Origin of the sequence: Paracoccus sp. NFXS7 (assembly GCF_040148865.1) — a bacterium.
GTDB classification, from domain to species: Bacteria; Pseudomonadota; Alphaproteobacteria; order Rhodobacterales; family Rhodobacteraceae; genus Paracoccus; species Paracoccus marcusii.
This window is the reverse complement of sequence record NZ_JAKEKV010000004.1, coordinates 92,401-114,749: the sequence shown is the minus strand read 5'-3', so window position 1 is coordinate 114,749 and position 22,349 is coordinate 92,401. Positions and strand designations below refer to the sequence as shown.

19 protein-coding genes are annotated in these 22,349 nt (G+C 67.5%); 6 read left to right on the top strand and 13 right to left on the bottom strand.

Annotated features, from left to right (window positions below; all coding sequences use genetic code 11):
• Nucleotides 1–4: 4 nt before the first annotated feature.
• Complete coding sequence (locus LZ686_RS09005) at nt 5–757, top strand: DsbA family protein (protein ID WP_349547558.1); 753 nt, start codon at nt 5–7, stop codon at nt 755–757.
• Here the strand turns inward: LZ686_RS09005 and LZ686_RS09000 are convergent, their stop codons facing one another.
• From LZ686_RS09000 to LZ686_RS08975, 6 genes are all read right to left on the bottom strand, one after another.
• Complete coding sequence (locus LZ686_RS09000; protein ID WP_502921996.1) at nt 758–2,185, bottom strand: mannose-1-phosphate guanylyltransferase/mannose-6-phosphate isomerase; 1,428 nt, start codon at nt 2,183–2,185, stop codon at nt 758–760.
• 253 nt (nt 2,186–2,438) lie between these two features.
• Entirely contained in the window at nt 2,439–6,011 is a 3,573-nt protein-coding gene (locus LZ686_RS08995) for a vitamin B12-dependent ribonucleotide reductase (protein ID WP_349547556.1), read from the bottom strand.
• A 421-nt stretch (nt 6,012–6,432) separates the two neighbouring features.
• Nucleotides 6,433–6,975: a 5-formyltetrahydrofolate cyclo-ligase gene (locus LZ686_RS08990; RefSeq protein WP_349547555.1), complete on the bottom strand. Its 543-nt coding sequence runs from the start codon at nt 6,973–6,975 to the stop codon at nt 6,433–6,435.
• The gene (gene mgtE, locus LZ686_RS08985) at nt 6,972–8,330 is read right to left on the bottom strand and encodes a magnesium transporter (protein ID WP_045999401.1); all 1,359 of its coding nucleotides are present in this window, start codon (nt 8,328–8,330) and stop codon (nt 6,972–6,974) included. The genes LZ686_RS08990 and mgtE overlap by 4 nt, the downstream gene beginning before the upstream one ends.
• 24 nt (nt 8,331–8,354) lie before the next feature.
• Nucleotides 8,355–9,140, bottom strand: a complete 786-nt coding sequence (locus LZ686_RS08980) for an inositol monophosphatase family protein (RefSeq protein ID WP_349547554.1) — start codon at nt 9,138–9,140, stop codon at nt 8,355–8,357.
• Between the two features lie 136 nt (nt 9,141–9,276).
• Nucleotides 9,277–9,636, bottom strand: coding sequence for a helix-turn-helix domain-containing protein (locus tag LZ686_RS08975; RefSeq protein WP_042244532.1), 360 nt, complete (start codon nt 9,634–9,636; stop codon nt 9,277–9,279).
• Between the two features lie 190 nt (nt 9,637–9,826).
• Here LZ686_RS08975 and LZ686_RS08970 point away from each other — a divergent pair, with 190 nt between their 5' ends.
• Nucleotides 9,827–10,795, top strand: coding sequence for an NADPH:quinone oxidoreductase family protein (locus LZ686_RS08970; RefSeq protein ID WP_349547553.1), 969 nt, complete (start codon nt 9,827–9,829; stop codon nt 10,793–10,795).
• A gap of 104 nt (nt 10,796–10,899) precedes the next feature.
• Nucleotides 10,900–11,634 (top strand): Bax inhibitor-1/YccA family protein, encoded by a 735-nt coding sequence (locus LZ686_RS08965; RefSeq protein ID WP_045999403.1) that lies wholly within the window; start codon nt 10,900–10,902, stop codon nt 11,632–11,634.
• Nucleotides 11,635–11,701: 67 nt separating this feature from the next.
• Here LZ686_RS08965 and LZ686_RS08960 read toward each other — a convergent pair whose 3' ends face one another.
• The 4 genes from LZ686_RS08960 to rplU form a co-directional block, all read right to left on the bottom strand.
• Entirely contained in the window at nt 11,702–12,715 is a 1,014-nt protein-coding gene (locus LZ686_RS08960) for an LLM class flavin-dependent oxidoreductase (protein WP_349547552.1), read from the bottom strand.
• A 63-nt stretch (nt 12,716–12,778) separates the two neighbouring features.
• Nucleotides 12,779–13,363: a GNAT family N-acetyltransferase gene (locus LZ686_RS08955; RefSeq protein ID WP_232303256.1), complete on the bottom strand. Its 585-nt coding sequence runs from the start codon at nt 13,361–13,363 to the stop codon at nt 12,779–12,781.
• 106 nt (nt 13,364–13,469) lie between these two features.
• Nucleotides 13,470–13,742, bottom strand: coding sequence for a 50S ribosomal protein L27 (rpmA, locus tag LZ686_RS08950; protein WP_045999405.1), 273 nt, complete (start codon nt 13,740–13,742; stop codon nt 13,470–13,472).
• A gap of 12 nt (nt 13,743–13,754) precedes the next feature.
• A complete protein-coding gene (gene rplU, locus LZ686_RS08945) occupies nt 13,755–14,168 on the bottom strand; it encodes a 50S ribosomal protein L21 (protein ID WP_139597460.1) in 414 nt (137 codons plus the stop codon).
• A 249-nt stretch (nt 14,169–14,417) separates the two neighbouring features.
• Between rplU and LZ686_RS08940 the strand changes: the two genes are divergently transcribed.
• Nucleotides 14,418–15,401 (top strand): zinc-binding metallopeptidase family protein, encoded by a 984-nt coding sequence (locus tag LZ686_RS08940; protein WP_045999407.1) that lies wholly within the window; start codon nt 14,418–14,420, stop codon nt 15,399–15,401.
• Here the strand turns inward: LZ686_RS08940 and LZ686_RS08935 are convergent.
• Nucleotides 15,398–17,203 (bottom strand): ABC-F family ATP-binding cassette domain-containing protein, encoded by a 1,806-nt coding sequence (locus LZ686_RS08935; protein ID WP_295167201.1) that lies wholly within the window; start codon nt 17,201–17,203, stop codon nt 15,398–15,400. The genes LZ686_RS08940 and LZ686_RS08935 overlap by 4 nt on opposite strands.
• A 106-nt stretch (nt 17,204–17,309) precedes the next feature.
• Between LZ686_RS08935 and LZ686_RS08930 the strand changes: the two genes are divergently transcribed.
• Together LZ686_RS08930 and LZ686_RS08925 are read left to right on the top strand one after the other, a co-directional pair.
• Nucleotides 17,310–18,308, top strand: a complete 999-nt coding sequence (locus tag LZ686_RS08930; protein WP_045999409.1) for a Fe(3+) ABC transporter substrate-binding protein — start codon at nt 17,310–17,312, stop codon at nt 18,306–18,308.
• A gap of 134 nt (nt 18,309–18,442) precedes the next feature.
• Nucleotides 18,443–19,381, top strand: a complete 939-nt coding sequence (locus LZ686_RS08925; protein ID WP_349547551.1) for a nucleoside hydrolase — start codon at nt 18,443–18,445, stop codon at nt 19,379–19,381.
• Here LZ686_RS08925 and LZ686_RS08920 read toward each other — a convergent pair.
• A complete protein-coding gene (locus tag LZ686_RS08920) occupies nt 19,378–20,046 on the bottom strand; it encodes an OmpH/Skp family outer membrane protein (RefSeq protein ID WP_045999411.1) in 669 nt (222 codons plus the stop codon). The two genes, LZ686_RS08925 and LZ686_RS08920, sit on opposite strands and share 4 nt — an antisense overlap.
• Nucleotides 20,046–22,346: an outer membrane protein assembly factor BamA gene (gene bamA / locus LZ686_RS08915; RefSeq protein WP_349547550.1), complete on the bottom strand. Its 2,301-nt coding sequence runs from the start codon at nt 22,344–22,346 to the stop codon at nt 20,046–20,048. Before bamA ends, LZ686_RS08920 begins: the two co-directional genes overlap by 1 nt.
• Nucleotides 22,347–22,349: the final 3 nt, after the last annotated feature.

The following is a 22,349-nucleotide window of genomic DNA, read 5'->3' as shown; positions in this document are numbered from 1 at the left end:
GCCCATGACACGCCTGACCGCCGCCTTTTTCCTGGGGACCAGCCTGGCCCTGTCCGCGCCCGCGATGGCCTTCGACATCTCCGCCATGACCGACGATGAAAAGGCCGCCTTCGGCGAGGCGGTGCGCGACTATCTGATGGAGAACCCGCAGGTGCTGATCGAATCGATCAACGTGCTGGAGAACCGCCAGGCCCAGGATGCGGCGCAGACCGACCTGCAGCTGGTCGAAACCAACAGCGATGCGCTGTTCGACGATGGGCACAGCTGGGTGGGCGGCAACCCGGACGGCGACCTGACGATGGTCGAGTTCATCGACTATCGCTGCGGCGTCTGCCGCCAGTTCAACGCCGAGGTCCATGACGCGGTCGAGGAAGATGGAAACATCCGCTTGATCCTGAAGGAATTTCCGATTCTTGGAGAGGAAAGCGTGCTGTCCAGCCGCTTTGCCATCTCGGTCCACCAGATCGCCGGGGACGAGGCCTATGAAGAGGCCCATGACGCGCTGATGGCCCTGCGCGCGCCCGCGACGGATGAATCGCTGCGCGGCATAGCCGAAGAGATCGGCGTCGATGCCGACGCGATCATGGCGCATATGGACACGGATGCGGTGAACACGGTCCTGCAGAAGAACCACGAGCTGGGCCAGACGATGGCGATCCAGGGGACGCCGACCTTCGTGATCGGCGACCAGATGCTGCGCGGCGTTCCGCGGGCGGGCGTGGCCCATACCATCGCCCAGATCCGCGAAAGCATGTGATCAGTCGGCGCTGCTGCGCGAATAGACATCCTCGTAGCGGATGATGTCGTCCTCGCCCAGATAGCTGCCGGTCTGCACCTCGATCAGGACCATCGGCACCTTGCCGGGGTTCTCCATCCGGTGGACGGCGCCAAGGGGCACATAGATCGACTGGTTCTCGGTCACCAGGGTCACGCTGTCGTCGACGGTGACCCGCGCGGTGCCCGACACCACGATCCAGTGTTCAGACCGGTGGACATGGCTTTGCAGCGACAGGGCCGCACCGGGTTTCACCACGATGCGCTTGACCTGAAAGCGGTCGGCCAGGGCCAGCGTCTCGAACCAGCCCCAGGGGCGGTGGTCGCGGGGGAACGCCTCGGCCTGCTTGGCGCGCTTGGCCTTCAACGCGGACACGGCCAGCCGCACGTCCTGCGCCCGGCCCCGGTCGGCGACCAGCACCGCGTCCGAGGTCGCCACCACCATCACGTCGCGCAGCCCGATGCCCACGACCTTGAGATCGTCGCTGTCCGACCGCAGCAGCACGTCCTGACAGTCGATCGCGGTGGAATTGCCGTCGGTGACCACGCCGTGATCCGACGGCGCATGGTCCAGCGCCTCGCGCCAGACCGCGTCCCAGCCGCCCAGGTCCGACCAGCGACCCGAAAACCGCACTACGGTCAGGTTGTCGGCCTTTTCCATCACGGCATAGTCGATCGACTGATCCTCGACCCCGGCCCAGGGCGCTTTGGCCAGCCGCAAGAAACCCAGGTCCAGATGCGCCTGGTCCAGCGCCTGCTGGACCGGCTCCAGATAGGCGGGGGCGTGGGCGCGGAACGCCTCGATCATGGTGCGGGCGCTGAACAGGAAGATACCCGCGTTCCACAGATAGTTGCCCGCTGCCAGCATCTGGCCCGCCCGATCGGCGTCAGGCTTCTCGACAAACCGCGCCAGGGGCTGCGGCCCCTCTCCGGCACCGGCCAGTTCCAGATAGCCGTAACCCGTCTCCGGGCGGTCGGGGGTGATGCCGAAGGTCACGATGCGCCCCTGGGCCGCGGCCTCTGCACCCTGGGCCACGGTCGCGGCAAAGGCCGCGGCATCGGGGATCACGTGATCGGACGGCGCGACCAGCACCAGTCCGTCGGGATCGTCCGCGGCGACCATCAGCGCCGCCGCCAGGATCGCGGGGGCGGTGTTGCGGCCCGTGGGTTCGATCACGATGCGGCCCGGCGCGATGCCCGCCTGTTCCAGCTGTTCGGCCACGATGAAGCGGAAGTCGGAATTGGTCATCACCACCGGCGCCGCGAATCCCGCGCCCGACAACCGCCGGGCCGAGGCCTGGAACAGCGTCTCGTCCCCGGTCAGGGCGGCGAACTGCTTGGGAAAGCTCTTGCGCGACACGGGCCACAGCCGCGTGCCCGAACCGCCCGCCATCAGCACCGGTGTAATCATCGTCATCGCAAACCCCTTGGGCGAACCCCGCCCTGTCATCATTCCTGCCGGTTGCAGCCGGTCGTTCCCGCAGTCAAGGGCCAAGCGCCGTCAGCGTCAAGTCACGCCCTGAAATCGCCGTGAAAAAGACCCCCGTGCACGGGGCCGCGCACGGGGGTCAGTCGTCGCGCGTCTGTGCGCGCTTGCTGCTGCGACGGGCCGGGCCTGTCGATGGGGAAACGGCGCGGGGGGCCGCCTTATTCCCCACCCATGCTCAGCTGCAGCCGCTGGTGCCGCCGCAGGTGTTGCATTTCATGCAGGTGCCGTTGCGCACCAGCGTGTAGTTGCCGCATTCGCCGCAGGGATCGCCTTCGTATCCCTGCATCCGGGCCTTGGCGCGCAGGTCCAGCCCCGTGGCCATGCCCGTCGTGACCGCCGACACCGACACGCCGGCCTGCAGCGCCATCAGGTCCTGCGGCATCCGCTTGCGCAGATAGCCCGCGCTGCTGATCTGCTTCAGCATCGTCAGCGACTTCAGCTCGGACGGCTGGCTGGGGCGCCCCTCGTCCTCGCCGCCGCCCATCTCGTCGAAACGCGCGCCCTCGGGGGCGACATGGGCCAGGTCGGTGCGGTCCAGATAGCTGACGGCCAGCTCGCGGAACACATAGTCCAGGATCGAGGTCGCGTTCTTGATGCTGTCATTGCCCTGCACCATGCCCGCCGGCTCGAACCGGGTGAAGGTGAAGGCGTCCACGAACTCCTCCAGCGGCACGCCGTATTGCAGGCCCACCGACACGGCGATGGCAAAGTTGTTCATCATCGCCCGGAAGCCCGCGCCTTCCTTGTGCATGTCGATAAAGATCTCGCCCAGCTTGCCGTCGTCATATTCGCCGGTGCGCAGATAGACCTTGTGACCGCCGACGATGGCCTTCTGGGTGTACCCCTTGCGGCGCTGCGGCAGCTTCTCGCGGTTCGACCGGACGATCTCCTTGACGATGACGCGCTCGACGATCTTCTCGGCCAGGACGCGGGCCTTGTCGTGGGTGGACCCGTGGGCCAGGATCTCCTCGGCCTCGTCGTCGTCGTCGATCAGGGCGCTGGCCAGCGGCTGGCTCAGCTTGGAGCCGTCGCGATAGAGGGCGTTGGCCTTGATCCCCAGGCTGTGCGACAGCTCGTACGCCGCCAGCGTGTCCCCAATGGTCGCGCTGGAGGGCATGTTGATCGTCTTGCTGATCGCCCCGGAAATGAAGCTCTGCGCCGCGGCCATCATGTGGATGTGGCTTTCCACCGACAGATAGCGCGTGCCGGTCTTGCCGCAGGGATTGGCGCAGTCGAACACCGGCAGATGCTCGGCCCGCAGATGCGGCGCGCCTTCCAGCGTCATCGTCCCGCAGACGTGGTCGTTGGCCGCGTCGATCTGCGCCTTGCTGAAGCCCAGGTGGCGCAGCAGGTCGAAGGTCGGGTCCGACAGCTTGTCCGCCGGGATGCCCAAGGTGCCGCGGCAGAAATCCTCTCCCAACGTCCACTGGTTGAAGACAAAGCGGATGTCGAAGGCCGACGGCAGCGCGCCTTCGACCTTGGCGATCTCGGTGGCGCCAAAGCCGTGACCGGCCAGCGACGCATGGTTGATGCCGGGGCAGTTGCCCAAGGTGGCGTGGCCCACCGCGTGGCCCACGATCTCCTCGATCTGCGCGGGCGCATAGCCCAGCTTTTCCAGCGCCGCCGGGACCGACTGGTTGATGATCTTGAAATAGCCGCCGCCCGCCAGCTTCTTGAACTTGACCAGGGCAAAGTCCGGCTCGATCCCGGTCGTGTCGCAATCCATCACCAGGCCGATCGTGCCGGTGGGCGCGATGACGGTGGTCTGGGCGTTGCGGAAACCGTGCGCCTGGCCCAGGGCCAGTGCCTCGTCCCAGGCTGCGCGGGCCAGCTCGACCAGGCCGGCATCTGGGCAGTTCGCGGCGTCCAGCGACACGGGGGCGACGTTCACGCCCTCGCACGCCGTGCCATGCGCCGCTGCGCGGTGGTTGCGGATCACGCGCAGCATGTGATCGGCGTTGCGGGCATGGCCCGGGAACGCGCCCAGTTCGGCGGCCATCCGCGCGCTGGTCGCATAGGCCGTGCCGGTCATGATCGCCGACAGCGCCCCGCAGATCGCGCGGCCCTGATCGCTGTCATAGCCCAGGCCCATGTTCATCAGCAGACCGCCGATATTGGCGTATCCCAGTCCAAGCGTGCGGAAATCATAGCTGCGCTGCGCGATTTCCTTGCTGGGGAACTGCGCCATCAGCACGCTGATCTCCAGCGTGACGGTCCACAGCCGGCTGGCATGGACATAGGCGTCGGCGTCGAACCGGCCGCCGGTCCAGAAGGTCAGCAGGTTCATGGACGCCAGGTTGCAGGCGGTGTCGTCCAGGAACATGTATTCGCTGCACGGGTTCGACCCGCGGATCGGCCCGTCCTCGGGGCAGGTGTGCCAGGCGTTGACCGTGTCGTGAAACTGGATGCCCGGATCGGCGCAGGCCCAGGCCGCGTGGCCGATCTGATCCCACAGGTCGCGCGCAGACACGGTCTTGGCGACCGTCCCGTCGGTGCGGCGGATCAGCTCCCACGGCGCATCCTCGCGCACCGCGCGCAGGAAGGCATCCGTCACCCGGACCGAGTTGTTCGAGTTCTGGCCCGACACCGACACATAAGCCTCGGAATCCCAGTCCGTGTCATAGGTCGGGAACTCGATGCTGTCGAAGCCCTGGCGCGCGTATTGCAGCACGCGGTTAACATAGGTCTCGGGGATCATCGCGCGCTTGGCGCTGCGGATCGCGGCCTTCAGGGCGTCGTTGCGGGCCGGATCGACCTCTCCACCGCCGGTGCGGATCGCCGCGAAGATGCCGTTCAGCTCACGCTCGTGCAGCTTGGAGCCGGCGACCAGGGACGCGACCTTCTGCTCCTCGATCACCTTCCAGTTCACGAAGGCCTCGATGTCGGGATGGTCCATGTCGCAGATGACCATCTTGGCCGCGCGGCGCGTCGTGCCGCCCGACTTGATCGCACCCGCGGCCCGGTCGCCGATCTTCAGGAATCCCATCAGGCCCGACGACTTGCCGCCGCCGGACAGCCGCTCACCCTCGCCGCGCAGCGACGAGAAGTTGGTGCCGGTGCCGCTGCCGTACTTGAACAGGCGCGCCTCGCGGACCCACAGGTCCATGATGCCGCCCTCGTTCACCAGATCGTCGCTGACCGACTGGATGAAGCAGGCATGCGGCTGGGGATGCTCATAGGCGCTGGTCGATGCGGTCAGCGTGGCCGTCTTGTGATCAACATAGAAATGCCCTTGCCCCGGCCCGTCGATGCCATAGGCCCAATGCAGGCCGGTGTTGAACCATTGCGGGCTGTTGGGCGCACCCATCTGGCGGGCCAGCATGTGGCGCATCTCGTCCAGATAGGCGCGGGCATCGGCCTCGGTCGTGAAATAGCCGCCCTTCCAGCCCCAATAGGTCCAGGCCCCCGCCAGGCGGTCAAAGACCTGCGCGGCGCTGGTCTCTCCGCCGAAGCGGGCGTCCTCGGGCAGGTCGGCCATCGCGGCATGGTCGGGAACGTGGCGCCACAGGAATTCGGGCACGCCCTTTTCGCGGACGGGCTTCAGCCGCGCGGGAACGCCGGCGCGGCGAAAGTATTTCTGCGCGATGACGTCGCTTGCGACCTGGCTCCAGCCCTCGGGGACCTCGACCGCGTCGTTGCGAAAGACCACCGTGCCGTCCGGATTGCGGATCTCGCTGAGGGTGGTGGTGAACGCGATGCCGCCATAGGCCCCGCCGGTTTCCGTGGTAAAGCGCCGCTCGATCTTCATCCTGCTTGTCCTTCCGGTCCCCTGCGCGCAGCCGCGATCCGCCCGTGCAGGGCGCGTCCGCCCCAGGGGACGGCCGTCAGATCAGGACTGCTGCGACGTTCCTGTGGTCGCCCCCGATTAGGACCACCACATCTTGTGCCACACTGGCGATTGCCCACAAACTGCCGCCGCTTCGACGCTGTTTCAACCGAATTTTTTAGCGATCAGCCTCGCGAAGGCCGTTGACAGACCGCCCCATGGCTGCGTGCAAGATTCGCGCACAGAGACATGCAGGAACAGGCGGTGCACGCGGCATACGGCGTCAAAAATCACGTCCGAACAGGCTCTTGCCATCGGCACTCCAAGACTTGTCCACAGGCTTATCCGTAATTCATCCCCCGGTTGCGCACAGCCGATGCAGATCTGCCACGCCTGGCGGAAATCAGCGCATGGGCGTCATAACACCATCATCGGTCACGATCAGGTCCAGCGGCTGGTCCGTCGGCTCGGCCGGGATCAGGTCAAGCTGCTGGCAGGCATAGGCCAGCCCGATCGCCGTCACCGGGCCCGATTTGCGCAGCAATTCCAACGTCCTGTCATAGAACCCGCCGCCATAGCCAAGGCGGTTTCCCTGCCGGTCGAACCCCGCCAGCGGAACGATCAGCACGCGGGGCGTCAGCACCTCGGCCGAATCGGCCGGGTGCGCCGTGCCGAAGGGTCCGGGCACGAGCGGCTCGTCGCGCCAGCTGCGAAAGACCAGCGGGCGCGCCTTGCCGGTCACCACCGGCAGCACCAGCGGCCCGTCATGCGCGGCCATCGCGGCGCGGGGATCGGCCTCGTCGCGCATGGGCCAGTATCCGGCCAGAACCGCGCCTGCGTGGGGTGCCAGCGTCGCGATCAGGTTGCGCGACAGGGCCTGCCCGTCGCCGCCCGCCGCACGGGCCACCAGCGCCTGCGCGCGCAGCCGGGCCTTGTCCGCGGTCACAGCAGCACCGCCGTGGCCAGCCCCAGGAAGGCCAGGAAACCGATCACGTCGGTCATCATGGTCACGAAGGTTCCCGACGCCAGCGCCGGGTCCGCGCCCAGCTTGTTCAGGCCAAGCGGGATCAGGATGCCCGCCAGCGCGGCGACCAGCAGATTGATGATCATCGCCGACCCGATCACCGCCGCCAGACCCGGATCGCGGAACCAGACCCAGGTGATCGCAGCCATGATGACCCCGAAGAACACCCCGTTGGTCAGCCCCACGATGACCTCGCGCCGGACGACGCGCAGGGCGTTGGCCCGGCTGAGGTCGCGCGTCGCAAGGCCGCGCACCGCGACGGTCAGCGTCTGCGTCCCCGCGTTGCCCCCCATCGACGCCACGATCGGCATCAGCACGGCCAAAGCCACCAGCTGGGCGATGGCGTCCTCGAAGAAGGCGATGACGCTGGCGGCGGCCAGGGCGGTGACGATGTTGGTGGCCAGCCACGGCACGCGCTGGCGCACCGTCTGCATCACGCTGTCCGAGATGCTGGATTCGTCACCCACCCCGGCCAGGCGCAGGATGTCCTCCTCATGCTCCTCGTCCAGGACCTGCATCGCGTCGTCGATGGTGATGACGCCCACCAGGCGGTCATCGCGGTCCACGACGGGGGCAGAGATCAGGTGATACTGGTTGAAGACATAGGCGACCTCGGCCTCCTCGGCAAAGGCGCTGATGGTGCGAAAGCTGTCCTCGGCCAGCTCGCGCAGCGTGGCGTCGCTGCGCGATGCCAGCAGGCGACCCAGCGTGACATAGCCCACCGGATGACGGCGCGGATCGACCAGGACGATGTGATAGAACTGTTCGGGCAGCCATTCCTCGGCGCGCAGGAACTGGATGGCGCGGGCCACGGTCCAATGCTCGGGCGCGGTGACGACCTCGGACTGCATCAGGCGGCCGGCGGAATATTCTGGATAGGCCAGCGACTGCTGGACCGCCGCGCGGTCGCCCGCATCCAGCGCGGCCAGGATCAGCGCCCGCTCGGCGTCGTCCAGGTCCTCGACCAGGTCGACGACGTCGTCGCTGTCCATCTCGCGGACAGCATCGTCCAGGACCGCGCGGGGCAGCTGCTCCAGCACCTCCTCGCGGATGGATTCGTCGATTTCGGACAGGACATCGCCGTCGATGCCGTCGGCGTAAAGCGTCAGGAAGGCGCGGCGGTCGCCGGGGGTCAGCCGCTCGATCAGGTCGGCGATGTCGGCCGGGTGCATCGGCTCCAGGGCCGCGTCCAGTGCGGCGCGGTCGCCGGCCTCGACCGCCGCGTCGACGCGGTCCAGCAGATCGTCGGTTTCGGTCGCGCGGTTTTCGTCGGCCATGCTGCCCCCTGCGTTCTTGTCGTGTCAGCCGTTCAGCAGATCCAGCGCCGCGCGGTGCAGCGCCTCGGACGCGGCGGCGATCACCTGACCGCCCTGGGCGGCGGACCCGCCCTGCCAGTCGGTCACGATGCCGCCCGCGGCCTGCACCACCGCCAGCGGACCCGCGATGTCATAGGATTGCAGCCCCGCCTCGATCACCAGATCGACCTGGCCCAAGGCCAGCAGGCCATAGGCATAGCAGTCCAGCCCGTATCGCGTCAGCCGCGCCCGGTCGGCCACGCGGCGAAAGGCCGTGGCCTCGGCCGCCGTGCCGATTTCGGGAAAGGTCGTCAGCAGCGTCGCGCGCTCCAGCGGCGTGCCGCCGCGCACGCGCAGCGCCCGTTCGCCCGCGGCCGAGGTCAGCCGGGCATGGCCAAGCCCGCCCTCGAACCGCTCGCCGACATAGGGCTGGTCGATCAGGCCATAGATGACGTCCCGCCCGTCGGACAGGCCGATCAGCACGCCCCAGCTGGCCGCCCCGCACAGGAACGCGCGCGTGCCGTCGATCGGATCCAGGATCCAGGTCAGCCCGCTGGTGCCGGGGGTCGCGCCATATTCCTCGCCCAGGATGGCGTCATCGGGCCGCTCGCGCGCCAGCACGTCGCGCATCGCGCGTTCGGCATCGCGGTCGGCCTGGGTCACGGGGTCGAAATCGGCCGACCGCTTGTTGTCGGCCGCCAGATCCGCGTGGCGGAACCACGGCAGGATCGCCCGACGGGCAGCGTCTGCCATCAGATGCGCGGTGCGGGTGATCTGGTCTGCGTCCTGCATGCGGCCCCCTGCGTGTCGTCACGCCGGGTGTAGCCTGTCATGCGCCGGGGGACCAGCGGTCAAAGGGGGCCGTCGTCCGGCGGTCAAGCGGCGCGGGACGGCGGCAGGGTCATCCGCCTTCTGGCGGTCAGGCCTTTCAGGCGGCGTCGGACAGGACGCGGGCCAGCTCGAAGATCTGGCGACGCTGTGCCTCGGGCATGGCGTAATAGGCGCGCACCAGCTGCAGCGCTTCCTTGTCGGCGAAGATGTCGCCTTCGACCACGCCGGGAACCTCGCCCTCGGACAGGCCCTCGAAGAAGAAGCTGACCGGAACGTCGACCGCCCGCGCGATGTCCCACAGACGCGAGGCCGAGACGCGGTTCATGCCGGTCTCGTACTTCTGGATCTGCTGGAACTTGATGCCGACCTTGTCGGCGAGTTGCTGTTGAGTCATGCCAATCATCCAGCGACGATGGCGGATACGCTTACCAACGTGAACATCTACACTATGCTTCATTGCCCCAACCTTTTGCAATCTCAGGATGCTCTAGCCCGGAAAGGCACAATTTTCGAGTGTCAACTTGGTTAATCGGGGCTTTCCTGACCATAAAGACAGGTCCAGGGGTGTCCTTGCGGCCATATCGGCATCGCGTTGACTTGGCCAGCGGGGATGCGAACGTGCAGACAACATCCGAGGGCCACAATACATGTCACAAATGATTCGCGCAGCCTTCATCTCGGCCCTGGGGCAGGACCCGGTGATCCGGGATGTTCCGCCCCCCGTGGCCAGTCCCGATCAGGTGCTTTTGCGCATGGGCGCGGCGGCATTGAATTTTGCCGACCTGCTCAAAGCCAAGGGACAGTACCAGGAACCGGCCGATCCGCCCTTCGTGCCGGGGCTGGAGGGGGCGGGCACCGTCCTCTCGGCGCCTGCCGGATCGGGCCTGGTTGTCGGCACACGCGTGGTCGTTTCGGCACCGGGCACGATGTCGCAGGTGATGGCGGTCGATCCGGGGGCCGTCCAGGCCATTCCGGACGCCATGACGCTGGAACAGGCGGCGGGCTTTCAGGTGGCTTATGGGACAAGTCACCTGGCCCTGGCCGGGCGCGGCGCGCTGCAGGCGGGACAGACGCTGGTCGTTCTGGGGGCCGCGGGCGGGGTCGGGCTGACCGCGGTGCAGATCGGCGCCGCGATGGGGGCCCGGGTGATCGGCATCGCGCGCGGCGCCGACAAGGTCGATATAGTCCGCCAGGCGGGGGCATCCCACGTGATCGACAGCGCCACCTGCCCCGATCTGCGCGCGGCGCTGCGCGATCTTGGCGGCGCGGACGTGGTCTATGACCCCGTGGGCGCCGAACCGGGCGAGGCTGCGTTCCGCGCCCTGCGTCCCGGCGGGCGGTTCCTGGTCATCGGTTTTGCCGGCGGTCGCCCCCCGGTGCTGCCGCTGAACCACACGCTGGTCAAGAACATCGCCATCCATGGCTTCTACTGGGGCGGCTATCGCGGGCTGGACCCGCAGGCGCTGCGGGACAGCATCGACGCGCTGTTCGACCTGTTCCGCGCGGGCCGGCTGGACCCTGTCGCGGGCGCCACTCTGCCCCTGGACGATCTGGCCCAGGGCTACGCCATGCTGAGAGAGCGGCGCAGCGTCGGCAAAGTGGTCATCACGCTGTGATCCTGACGCATTTGAGCCAAGCGCGGCATTGAAAAATCCTGCCTTTCCACCGATATTGGACCCAAGCCGGCGCTGCGTCGGCATGCCTTCCAAGGGAGACATCGATGGCAGATTACAACACGTACCGTACCGCGCAGGGCGTAGGCCACCGCACGGCGGCGGTCGACCAGGGCCTGCGGGCCTACATGAACAAGGTTTATGGGCTGATGGCGGTCGGCATGGGTGTAACCGCCGCGACCGCCTATGGCACCGCGACCGCCGCCATGACCAACCCGGCCGTGGCCAACACGCTGTACAACTCGCCGCTACGGTGGGTGATCATGTTCGCGCCGCTGCTGATGGTGTTCGCCTTTGGCGCGGCCCTGAACCGGCTGTCCGTCTCGGCGGCGACCGGGGTCTTCTACGCCTTCGCGGCGCTGATGGGCGTCTCGATCAGCTCGATCTTCCTGGTCTATACCGGGGTGTCGATCGTCCAGACCTTCCTGGTCACGGCCATCGCCTTCGCGGGCCTGTCCCTGTGGGGCTATACAACCAAGAAGGACCTGTCGGGCTGGGGCACGTTCCTGCTGATGGGCCTGATCGGCCTGATCGTCGCGTCGATCGTGAACATCTTCATCGCCTCCTCGGCCATGCAGTTCGCGATCTCGGTCATCGGCGTGCTGATCTTCGCGGGCCTGACCGCCTATGACACGCAGAACATCAAGAACACCTACCTGCAGATGCAGGGTTCCGGTGCGGATTTCCTGGGCAAGTCCGCCATCATGGGCGCGCTGAAGCTGTACCTGGACTTCCTGAACCTGTTCATGTTCCTGCTGTCCTTCATGGGCAACCGCGAATAATCCAACGCACCTGCGACATGAAAAAAGGCCCCCTTACGGGGGCCTTTTGCTTTTGCATGGCGGGGTCTCAGGCGGCCTGCCGGACCGGCGGCAGGGACGATGCCGCCTCGGCCGCGATCTCGAAGCTGCGCAGCCGGGCCGTGTGATCGTGGATCTGGCCGGTCAGGATGACCTCGTCGGGGCGATAGGTCTCGACCAGACGCGACAGCTGGTCGCGGACGCGCTCGCGGTCGCCCACGGCACTGATGCGCAGCGCACCGTCGACGGCCTGGCGCATCTGCGCGCCGATCTCGGCGTCGATGTCGCGGACCGGGCGCGGCAGCTTGCCGGGCTGGCCGGTCCGCAGGCGCGCGAAGGCCAGCTGCATCGTCGTGCGCAGATAGGCGGCCTCTCCGGCGTCGTCGGCGGCAAAGACGTTCGCCGCCAGCACCGCATAAGGCTTCCGCCCCCAAGGCGAGGGTCGGAACCGTTCGCGATAGATGCTCAGCGCCTGTTCCAGCTGTTCGGGGGCGAAATGGCTTGCAAAGGCATAGGGCAGGCCCAGATGCGCCGCCAGCTGCGCGCCGAACAGGCTGCTTCCCAGGATCCAGACGGGGATGTTCGTCCCCTCTCCGGGCAGCGCGCGGACGGCCGCGCCCGCGCGTTCAGGGCCCAGATAGTCCAGCAGCTCGACCACGTCCTGCGGAAAGCTGTCGGCCATCGGATCCCGGCGCAGGGCGCGGATCACCGCGCCGTCACCCCCGGGCGCGCGGCCCAGGCCCAGGTCGATGCGGTCGGGAAAGGCCGTGGCCAGGGTCCCAAAGGCCTCGGCCACGGTCAGCGGCGCGTGGTTGGGCAGCATGATGCCGCCCGCCCCCACGCGGATCGTCGTGGTCGCCTGTGCGACCAGTCCGATCAGGACCGCGGTCGCGGCGCTGGCGATGCCGGGCATGTTGTGATGCTCGGCCAACCAGAAGCGGTGATAGCCCCAGCCCTCGGCATGTTGGGCAAGGTCGATCGTGTTGCGGATGGCGTCCTGCGCCGTGAACCCTTCGGGAACCGGCGACAGGTCGAGAACGGAATAGGGAAGATGCTGTGTCATTCCCCTGATCTAGGCCGCCTGCCCCGCTTTGCAATAACGGGACAGGACATATCAGGCAGTCGTTCAGGCCATCTTGCGCAGATAGGTCCAGGTCGGCACCCGGCCGCCCCGCGCGACGGACCAGCTTTCGGCATCGCCCAGATAGACGAAGCCGCAATTGGTCAGCACCCGGGCCGATCCTGGATTGTCCTGAAACGCCTCGGCGAACAGGGTCCGTGCCCCGTGCGGGTTCGCCGCGACAAGGGCCGCCACGGCCTCGGTCGCGAAGCCGGTGTTCCAGAAGCCCGCGCCGATCCAGAAGCCCAGTTCCGATTGCGACCCCTCCATGCGGGTCAGCGACACGACGCCCAGCAGCTCGGCCAGCTTGTGGTCCGACCCGTCGATGGCCCAGACATCCTCGGACCGATCTGCGGCCAGGGAGCGGGCGACGAAACTCTCGGCGGCGCCGCGGGGCAAGGGATGGGGGATGGCGCGCGTGCCTTCGGCCACGCGTCGGTCGGCGGTGTAATGTTCAATCAGGCCGGCATCAGAGGCCCGCAGCGGTCGCAGCGTGAACCGCTCTGTCGCGATCACGGGCTGGGCCGGGCCATCGGCCAAGACGGGCGCAAGGTCGTCCAGACGACTCCCCTCGCGCATGGGTGCAGACATCACCATGTTTCCTCCCCAAGAAACCGATCAATAAATGTGACGATAAAACGGTTCGGGGGACCGGCTCTCGCCGATCCCCCCTTAGCATCAGAATATTACGCTAAGGTTACTCGGCTGCTTCCAGCTCGGCGGGGACGATCGAAATGAACGTCCGGCCCTTCAGGCCCTTCTTGAAGCTCACATGGCCGTCGGTCAGCGCGAACAGGGTGTGATCCTTGCCCATGCCGACGTTCACGCCCGGCCACCAGGTGGTGCCGCGCTGACGTGCGATGATGTTGCCCGCGATGGCGGCCTGGCCACCGAACAGCTTGACGCCAAGACGGCGTCCCGCGCTGTCGCGGCCGTTGCGGGAAGAACCGCCTGCTTTCTTATGTGCCATGGGTCGTTCTCCTTAGGCTTCAGCGGCGTCTTTGGCCGGTTTCTTGGTCTTGGCGGGCGCATCGGCGGCCTCGACCTTCGTGCGGGCGCCGACGGCGGTCTTGACGCCGGTCTTGTCCGCACCCTTGTCCAGCACGTCGGTGACGCGCAGCAGCGTCAGCTGCTGGCGGTGACCGCGGGTCCGCTGCGAGCTGTGCTTGCGGCGGCGCTTGACATAGGTGATGACCTTGTCGGCCTTGATCTGCTCGATCACGGTGGCCTGCACGCAGGCACCGGCGACCAGGGGCGCACCCAGGGTCGAGCCGACCATCAGCACATCGTTGAACTGGACCGTATCGCCAGCCGCGGCATTCAGCTTTTCAACGCGCAGGACGTCGCCCGCCTGCACCTTGTACTGCTTGCCGCCAGTTTTCAGAACCGCGAACATCGCTTTCTTCCTTCATCACCGCGTCCTGCGGCCCCGACAATGTCGGCGTTGGGGGGCGAACCCCGCCTTCGGACGGCGCACCCTTGTGCGGGTGTCGTTAAAAACAATCGACCGGCCAAGGGCGGATGCCCTGCCGGTGCGCTGCATTTGCCCGATCCGGGCCTGCCTGTCAAGGCCGGTGCGATGGTGCGGAACCCTGCGGCACCGCGGGGCTTGTACCCTGCCACTGACAGGACCGGACCCCAGCTGATGCAACGCTTCTCCTGCCCGCATTGCGGCACGCGCGCCTATTTCCACAACCTGATCTGTCTGTGCGGAGAGCCGCTGGTCTATGCGCCGGTCTTGCGGCGGATGGTGGCGGACGCCCCCCATTGTGCCAACCGCCCGCGCATCGCCTGCAACTGGGCGGCCGAGGTTCCGGGCGGCTTCTGCGCGTCCTGCGCCATGTCGCATGTCGTGCCGGTGATGAACATCGGCGACAACCAGCGCCTGCTGGCCAGCGCCGAACGCGCCAAGCGGTGGGTTCTGGCCAACCTTGCGGAATGGGACTGGTTCACGCCGGCCGATCCGGGGCGGCGTCCGCGGTTCCTGATGCTGTCGGAACATACCGGCGGGCGCGACCAGCAGATCATCATGGGCCATGCCAACGGAGAGATCACCATCAACGTGACCGAGGCGGACGAGCTGATCCGCCTGAAACGCCAGCTGAAGCTGGGCGAGCAGTACCGCTCGATGGTCGGCCATTTCCGCCACGAGATCGCGCATTTCCTGTTCGACCGCCTGAAGGTGCTGCCCGATTTCCTGCCCGCCTTCCGCGCCGTCTTCGGCGACGAGCGGGCCGATTACGCCCAGGCCCTCAAGAACCACTATGCCGATCCGCGCGACCCGGCAGGCGATTTCATCACCAGCTATGCCACCTCGCACCCGCACGAGGACTGGGCCGAGACGGTCGCCCACCTGCTGCACCTGACGGACGTGGCCGACAGCTTCTGCAGCACGCATCTGGACATGCCGGGGGTGCCGCCGGACTATCATCCCTATTCCGAGACCGATCCCTACCGCCTGCTGAACATCGCGGCCGAGATCACCATCGCGGTCAACGACATCAATCGCGCGCTGGACAACAGCGACCTCTACCCGTTCGTGCTGACCGTGCCGGTCCGGCACAAGATCGCCTTCGCCCATGGCTGGCTGCAGAACCACCTTGCCCGCGGCGAGGGGAAGGCCGCCTAGACGGCGGCCTTTTCCTCCAGCGACATCCATTCCTCCTCGGCGTCGGCCAGGGCAGCCTGGCGTTCGGACAAGGCCAGGCTGGCCTTTTCGAACTTGGCCGGGGCGGTCTGGAACAGCGTCGGGTCGGACATGAATTCCGACAGCTTGGCGATCTCCGCCTCCAGCTTGGCGATGATGCCGGGCAGCGCGTCCAGCCGGTGCCGTTCGGTGAAGCTGAGGCCATCGCGCGCGGCCTTGGGCTTTTCCGTCACCGGCGCGGTCTTGGCGACCGCGACGGGCTCTTCGACCACGGTCTCGCCGCGCTGCGCCTGATAATCGCTCCACCCGCCGGCATAGACGGTGGCGCGGCCGTCACCCTCCATCGCCACGGTGGTGTCGGCCACGCGGTCGATGAAATCGCGATCGTGGCTGACCAGCAGCACGGTGCCGTCATATTCGCCCAGCAGGTCCTGCAGCAGGTCCAACGTCTCGACGTCCAGATCGTTGGTCGGTTCGTCCATGACCAGCAGGTTCGACGGCCGCGCCATCAGCCGCGCCAAGAGCAGACGCGCCTTCTCGCCGCCCGACAGGCTGCGGACCGGCGCGCGGGCCTGGGCGTCGTCGAACAGGAAATCCTTCAGATAGGCCACGACATGCTTGGGCTGGCCCCGCACCATCACTTGGTCGGCGCGGCCCGACACGCGCATCTCGGGGTCGCCGGTCAGCGATTCCCACAGCGTCTGGTCGGGGTTCAACGCGGCGCGGGCCTGGTCGAAGACCGCAATCTCCAGGTTGGTGCCCATCGTGACCGTGCCCTGGTCGGGGGCGATCTCTCCGGTCAGCATCTTGATCAGCGTGGTCTTGCCCGCGCCGTTCGGCCCGACAAAGGCGATGCGATCGCCGCGCTGGATGCGCAAGTCGAAGGGCCGCAGGATGGTCTTGTCGCCGAAGGCCTTGGCGATGCCGGTGGCCTCGACCACCTTCTTGCCGCTGGTAGTGCCGCTGTCGAACGCCATTGCGGCGGTGCCCTGACGGCGGATCTGGCTGCTGCGCTCGGCCCGCAGGGCGGCCAGGGCGCGGACCCGGCCCTGATTGCGCTTCCTGCGCGCGCTGATGCCCTCGACGGCCCACCGGGCCTCGGCCTTGATCTTGCGGTCCAGCTTGTGGCGGGCGTCATCCTCGGCGGCCCAGGTCGCCTCGCGCCAATCCTCGAAGCCTTCGAAGCCCCGTTCCTGCCGGCGGACCTGGCCGCGGTCGATCCACAGCGTCGCCTTGGTCAGGCGGCGCAGAAAGGCGCGGTCGTGGCTGATCAGCACGAAACCTGCACGGGTCTGGGACAGATGGTCCTCCAGCCAGCCGATGGCCTCGATGTCCAGGTGGTTGGTCGGCTCGTCCAGCAGCATCAACTCGGGCGCCTGCGCCAGCAGGCGGGCCAGGGCCGCGCGGCGACGCTCGCCGCCCGATGCGGTGGCCACGGGGCGATCGGGGTCGAACTTCAGGCCCTCGGCGGCCATGTCGACGCGGTAATCCTCGCCCGGCTCCAACCCGTCGCGGGCAAACTCGCCGAGCGTCTCGAAGCCCGACAGGTCCGGGTCCTGCTCCATGTAGCCGGTCGAGACACCGGCGGCCAGGACCACCTCGCCCCGGTCGGGTTCGACGAAACCGGCCATCACCTTCATCAGGGTGGACTTGCCCGACCCGTTCCGACCGACCAGCGCGACGCGGTCGCCCGGCTGGACGTTCAGGGACAGGCCCTCGAAAATGGGATCGCCGCCATAGGTCAGCGAGATCTCGGAGAGTTGCAAAAGGGGTGCGCGTGCCATGACCGCGCCCTAGCCCGGCGCCGCGTCGGGGTCAATCCACCGCATTGCTTGACAGGTTCGGTCGGAATTGCCACAAGACGCGGGAATTCTGACCAAAGGAGTCAACATGCGTCCCCTGATCATCGCCACGCTGCTGGGTGCCACCGCCATGCCGGCCCTGGCGCAGGAAGTGAACGTCTATTCGCACCGCCAGCCCGAGCTGATCCAGCCGCTGATCGACGCCTTCACCGCCGAGACGGGCATTCCGGTCAACGTGGCTTTCGTCGACAAGGGCATGGTCGAGCGCCTGCAGGCCGAGGGCGACCGTTCGCCCGCCGACCTGGTGCTGACCGTCGACGTGGCCCGCCTGGGCGAGGTCAAGGACGCGGGCGTCCTGCAGCCGGTCGAGGACCCGGCGCTGGAGGCGATCCCCGCCGGCCTGCGCGACGACGAGAACCAGTGGTTCGCCCTGACCACCCGCGCCCGCATCGTCTATGCCAGCAAGGAGCGCGTGGCCGACGGAGAGGTCACCACCTACGAGGACCTCGCCGATCCGAAATGGGAAGGCCGCATCTGCACCCGCAGCTTCACCAACGACTATAACGTCGCGCTGACCGCGGCCTACCTGGCCCATCACGGCGAGGAGGAGACCGTTGCCTGGCTGGAGGGCGTCAAGTCGAACCTGGCCAAGCGTCCCGAGGGCGGCGACCGCGACCAGGTCAAGGCGATCTGGGCCGGCGAATGCGACATCAGCCTGGGCAACACCTACTACATGGGCGCGATGCTGAAGGATGACGAGCAGAAGGAATGGGCCGAATCGGTCCGTATCGTCTTCCCGACCTTCGAGGATGGCGGCACGCATGTGAACGTGTCCGGCGTGGCGATGACCAAGTCCGCGCCGAACCGCGACGCGGCCCTGCAGCTGATGCAGTTCCTGGCCGGCGAAGAGGCACAGCGCATCTATGCCGAAACCAACAACGAGTTCCCCGTGACCGAGGGTGTCGAGCGGTCCGAGCTGGTGGCCAGCTGGGGCGACTTCACCGCCGACGACCTGACGCTGACCGAGATCTCGGACCTGCGCCCGCAGGCGCTGGACCTGATCGAGCGCGTCAACTTCGACGGGTGACGGCCTCTTGCGTCGGGGCCCCAACCCCCCGACGCAAGGAAACTTACAGATGTCCGCAAAAGGCGCAGGCGCGGGCTTGCGCCTTTTTCGTTGCTGACGCAATCATCGCCGCTTGTGAGCCTTGGAGACGCGGTTTGGCACAGAAGATCATCATCGACACGGACCCCGGTCAGGACGACGCGGTGGCCATCCTGCTGGCGCTGGCCTCTCCGGAACTGCAGGTCCTGGGCATCGTCGCGGTGGCCGGCAACGTGCCGCTGGCCCTGACGGAGGTGAACGCCCGCAAGGTGGTCGAACTGTCGGGCCGGACCGACGTGCCGGTCTTTGCAGGCCGCGACCGACCCCTGGCGCGCGATCTGGTGACGGCCGAACACGTGCATGGCAAGACCGGGCTGGACGGAATCGAGCTGCCCGCGCCCACCCTGCCCCTGCAGGCGCAGGACGGCGTCGATTTCATCGTCGAGACCCTGCGCACCCATGATGCGGGCACCGTGACGCTGGTGCCCATCGGCCCGCTGACCAACATCGCCGAGGCATTCCGCCGCGCCCCCGACATCATCGGACGCGTGCAGCAGATCGTGCTGATGGGCGGCGCCTATTTCGAGGTGGGCAACATCACCCCCGCGGCCGAATTCAACATCTATGTCGATCCAGAGGCCGCGGCCGAGGTGTTCGCCGCGGGCGTGCCGCTGGTCGTCATGCCGCTGGACGTGACGCACAAGGCGCTGACCGACCGGGCCTGGGTCGAGGCGATGCGCGCCCTGCCCGGCCGCTGCGGCCCGGCCGTCGCGGGCTGGACCGACTTCTTCGAACGCTTCGATACCGCGAAATACGGCAGCCTCGGCGCGCCGCTGCATGATCCCTGCACCATCGCCTGGCTGCTGGACCCCGACCTGTTCCAGGGCCGCCACATCAACGTCGAGATCGAGATCGAGGGCCGCTGGACCACCGGCATGACCGTCGCAGACTGGTGGCGCGTCAGCGGGCGGACACCCAACGCGCTGTTCCTCAAGGACGTGGACCGCGACGCGCTGTTTGACATGATCCACGACCGCATCGCGCGGCTGCCCTAGGGCGCATCCTCGGACGGGGGCGGTTCGGGCAGCGGCACGACCCCCTCTCCGTCGCCGATGCGATCGTCCAGCGCCGCGACCAGCTGTTCAGTGACGTCGATCGCGTCCAGCGACACGAAGATCGTGCGCCGGTCCAGAACCGCCACGGCGCCCCGGTCCTGCATCACCTGACCCATCACCGGCAGCGCGGCCCGAAAGAAGGCCGCCCGGTCGGCCTCGGCCCAGGCATTCAGGTCCTGGACCGCCTGCGCGCGCTCTCGGCGGATGCGCGTCGCGCGGATGTCGAAGCTTTCGGCCAGCTCGCGGAATTCGGCCGCGGGCAGCGTGCTGCGCTGTTCGGTCAGGCGCGCCTCCTCCGACGACAGCAGCTGCGTCAGGCGGTCGTTCTCGGCAGTGACCTCCTCGCCCTTGGCCTCCAGCCGGGCCTGCGCGCGCAGACCCCAGGCCGAGGACAGGTACAGAACCTCCTGGTCCAGCGTCAGGATCGGCGCGCTTTCGGCCGCCTCCTCGGGGCTGGGGATGGTGCTGTTGGGCAGGACGGGCGGCGTGGCGATCGGCGGGATCTCGGGCGCCGGGATGTCGGGCACCGTCGCATCCTGCGCGGCAGCGGGCAGCGCCATCAACGCCGCCGCCACCAGCCCCAGTCCCGTCCGAAGGACCGGCATCAGAAGTTCGTCTGGATCGTCAGGTCGAAATTCTGTTCCAGGTCATAGTCTTCCTTCTGCAGCGCCTGCGAGAAGTTGAAGCGCAGCGGACCGATCGGCGTGGTCCAGAAGATCGACGCGCCGACCGCGGCGCGCGTGTACATGTCGTCATCGACCGGGACGCCGCCGGTGCCGATGGTCCGGTCCAGACCCCACAGCGAGCCGACATCGACGAAAAGACCGCCCTGGATGCCGTATTCCTCGGGCAGGCCGATGGGGAACTGCGCCTCGCCGCGCGCCGCCCAGTAGAAGTTGCCGCCCAGGCCGTCCTCGTTCACCGCGGCCAGGTCGCGCGGCCCGATGCCGTTCGGCTCGAACCCGCGGACGCGGTTGCCGGTGCGGAAGCGGTCCAGGATCCAGGTCGAATAATCGCCGTAGGTATAGATCGCCCCCGCCTCGACCTCGCCGCGCAGGGTCACGCTCTCGCGCCAGGCGGTGCTTTCGACGCCGGCCAGCGCGGTCGTGGTGATCGTCTTCGTGTCGCCCCCCGCACCCGCGAAATCCTGCGAGAAGCGGAACCGGTACGCGGTCAGCGGATCCAGCCCGGTGCGGCGCGAATCCCAGTTGTAGGTATAGCCAAGCGACGAAGTCAGGCGCGTGCCCTCCTCGGCGATCAGCAGGGCCGAGCTGTCCTCGGTCACGTTGGACAGCTTGTCCTCCGAAATGCGGTAGCGCAGCTCGATCCGCGCATTGGCCGAGATCGGGAATTCCAGCGACGGCTGGATGCGGATCTGACGGGTGTCGAAATCCGAATTCAGGCCCTCGGTCTCGGTATAGTTGGCCGAGAAGCCAAAGCGCAGGTCGCGGCCCAGGAAGAACGGCTCGATGAAGGTGACCCCGGCAGCGCGGTCGTCGGTCGCGGTCTGCAGCTGCAGGCCCAGGGTCTGGCCGCGGCCCAGGAAGTTCTGCTCGGTCAGGCCGATGTTGAAGCCCACGCCCGAATTAACGCCATAGCTGGCGCCCAGGGACAGCGACCCGGTCGGCTGTTCCTCGACATTGACGCCAACGATGACCTGGTCGGGGCTGCTGCCCTCGCGGGTCTGGACCTGCGCATCCGCGAAATAGCCAAGCGCCCGCACGCGTTCGGCCGAATTGCGGATCTCGCGCGGGTTGAAGGGGTCGCCCTCGACGGTGGTGAACTGGCGGCGGATCACCTGGTCCAGCGTCGTGGTGTTGCCCTCGATGTCGATGCGCTCGACGAAGACGCGCTGGCCGCGGGTCAGCGCAAAAGTCAAGTCCAGCGTCTGGTTTTCCGGGTTGCGGGTGACGCGAGGCTCGATGTTGACGAAGTTCAGGCCCTGCTGGATGGCGATCGTCTCCATCCGGCGGATCGACGTGTCGATGACCGACGGGTTGTAGAACGACCCGCGCCGGACACGGCTCTGCTCGGCGAACAGCGACGCATCGACGCCCGGGATCTCCGAGACGGTCTCGACCCGGCCAAAGCGATAGCGCGGCCCTTCCGAGATGTTGAAGGTGATGAAGAACGCGTCACGTTCACGCGCGATTTCGGGCGCCACGCCCTGCACGCGAAAATCGGCGTAACCCTGCGAGCGATAGAAATCGGTCAGCAGCTGTTCGTCCAGGGGGATGCGCTCGGGCGCGAAGGTGTCGCGGCGGATGAAGGTCCGCAGCAGGCCCGCCTGCTTGGTCTCCAGCACGTTGCGCAGGCGGCGGTCCGAATAGGCGCGGTTGCCGACAAAGCTGACGCGCTCGATCTCGGTGACGTTGCCTTCGCGGATCTCGAAGACCAGATCGACGCGGTTGCCGCTGCGGCGGATGATGCGCGGATCGACGCGGGCGGCCAGGCGCCCCTCGGCGGCATAGGTCTGGGCGATGGCCTGGGCATCCTGGATGGCCTGGCTGGGCTGATAGACGCGGCGCGACTGGCTGCGCACGATCTCGGCCAGACGCTCGTCGTTCAGGCGGCGGTTGCCCTCGAAGGTGATCTGGTTGACGATCGGGTACTCGCTGACGCGCACGACCAGGATGGACCCCTGCGGGATCAGTTCGACCGTCTCGAACAGGCCGGAATTCTGCAGGCGCTGCAAACCGTCGTTGATCTGGCCGGGGCTCAGGTCCTGGCCCTGCGGCAAGGCCAGCGTGGACAGCACGGCGCCCGTCTCGATCTGCTGGTTGCCCTGAACCTGGATGCTGCCGAAGACCACGGCGGCGGCCTGCTGCGGGATCATTCCGATTGGCGCCGCGATCGCCAGGGACGTCACCAGCGCCAATGCGCCCTTGCCCAGTTTCCGTTCCATGAT

Excerpts from the sequence above, each read along its gene's own strand:
- mgtE (WP_045999401.1), bottom strand. The coding sequence starts at position 8,330 with ATGGCCGACGAAAACCGCGCGACCGAAACCGACGATCTGCTGGACCGC.
- LZ686_RS09000 (WP_502921996.1), bottom strand. The coding sequence starts at position 2,185 with ATGATTACACCGGTGCTGATGGCGGGCGGTTCGGGCACGCGGCTGTGG.
- LZ686_RS09005 (WP_349547558.1), top strand. The coding sequence starts at position 5 with ATGACACGCCTGACCGCCGCCTTTTTCCTGGGGACCAGCCTGGCCCTG.
- LZ686_RS08940 (WP_045999407.1), top strand. The coding sequence starts at position 14,418 with ATGCAACGCTTCTCCTGCCCGCATTGCGGCACGCGCGCCTATTTCCAC.
- LZ686_RS08935 (WP_295167201.1), bottom strand. The coding sequence starts at position 17,203 with ATGGCACGCGCACCCCTTTTGCAACTCTCCGAGATCTCGCTGACCTAT.
- LZ686_RS08980 (WP_349547554.1), bottom strand. The coding sequence starts at position 9,140 with ATGCAGGACGCAGACCAGATCACCCGCACCGCGCATCTGATGGCAGAC.
- LZ686_RS08970 (WP_349547553.1), top strand. The coding sequence starts at position 9,827 with ATGTCACAAATGATTCGCGCAGCCTTCATCTCGGCCCTGGGGCAGGAC.
- LZ686_RS08955 (WP_232303256.1), bottom strand. The coding sequence starts at position 13,363 with ATGTCTGCACCCATGCGCGAGGGGAGTCGTCTGGACGACCTTGCGCCC.
- LZ686_RS08995 (WP_349547556.1), bottom strand. The coding sequence starts at position 6,011 with ATGAAGATCGAGCGGCGCTTTACCACGGAAACCGGCGGGGCCTATGGC.
- LZ686_RS08920 (WP_045999411.1), bottom strand. The coding sequence starts at position 20,046 with ATGCCGGTCCTTCGGACGGGACTGGGGCTGGTGGCGGCGGCGTTGATG.
- LZ686_RS08975 (WP_042244532.1), bottom strand. The coding sequence starts at position 9,636 with ATGAAGCATAGTGTAGATGTTCACGTTGGTAAGCGTATCCGCCATCGT.
- LZ686_RS08960 (WP_349547552.1), bottom strand. The coding sequence starts at position 12,715 with ATGACACAGCATCTTCCCTATTCCGTTCTCGACCTGTCGCCGGTTCCC.
- rplU (WP_139597460.1), bottom strand. The coding sequence starts at position 14,168 with ATGTTCGCGGTTCTGAAAACTGGCGGCAAGCAGTACAAGGTGCAGGCG.
- LZ686_RS08965 (WP_045999403.1), top strand. The coding sequence starts at position 10,900 with ATGGCAGATTACAACACGTACCGTACCGCGCAGGGCGTAGGCCACCGC.
- bamA (WP_349547550.1), bottom strand. The coding sequence starts at position 22,346 with ATGGAACGGAAACTGGGCAAGGGCGCATTGGCGCTGGTGACGTCCCTG.
- rpmA (WP_045999405.1), bottom strand. The coding sequence starts at position 13,742 with ATGGCACATAAGAAAGCAGGCGGTTCTTCCCGCAACGGCCGCGACAGC.
- LZ686_RS08930 (WP_045999409.1), top strand. The coding sequence starts at position 17,310 with ATGCGTCCCCTGATCATCGCCACGCTGCTGGGTGCCACCGCCATGCCG.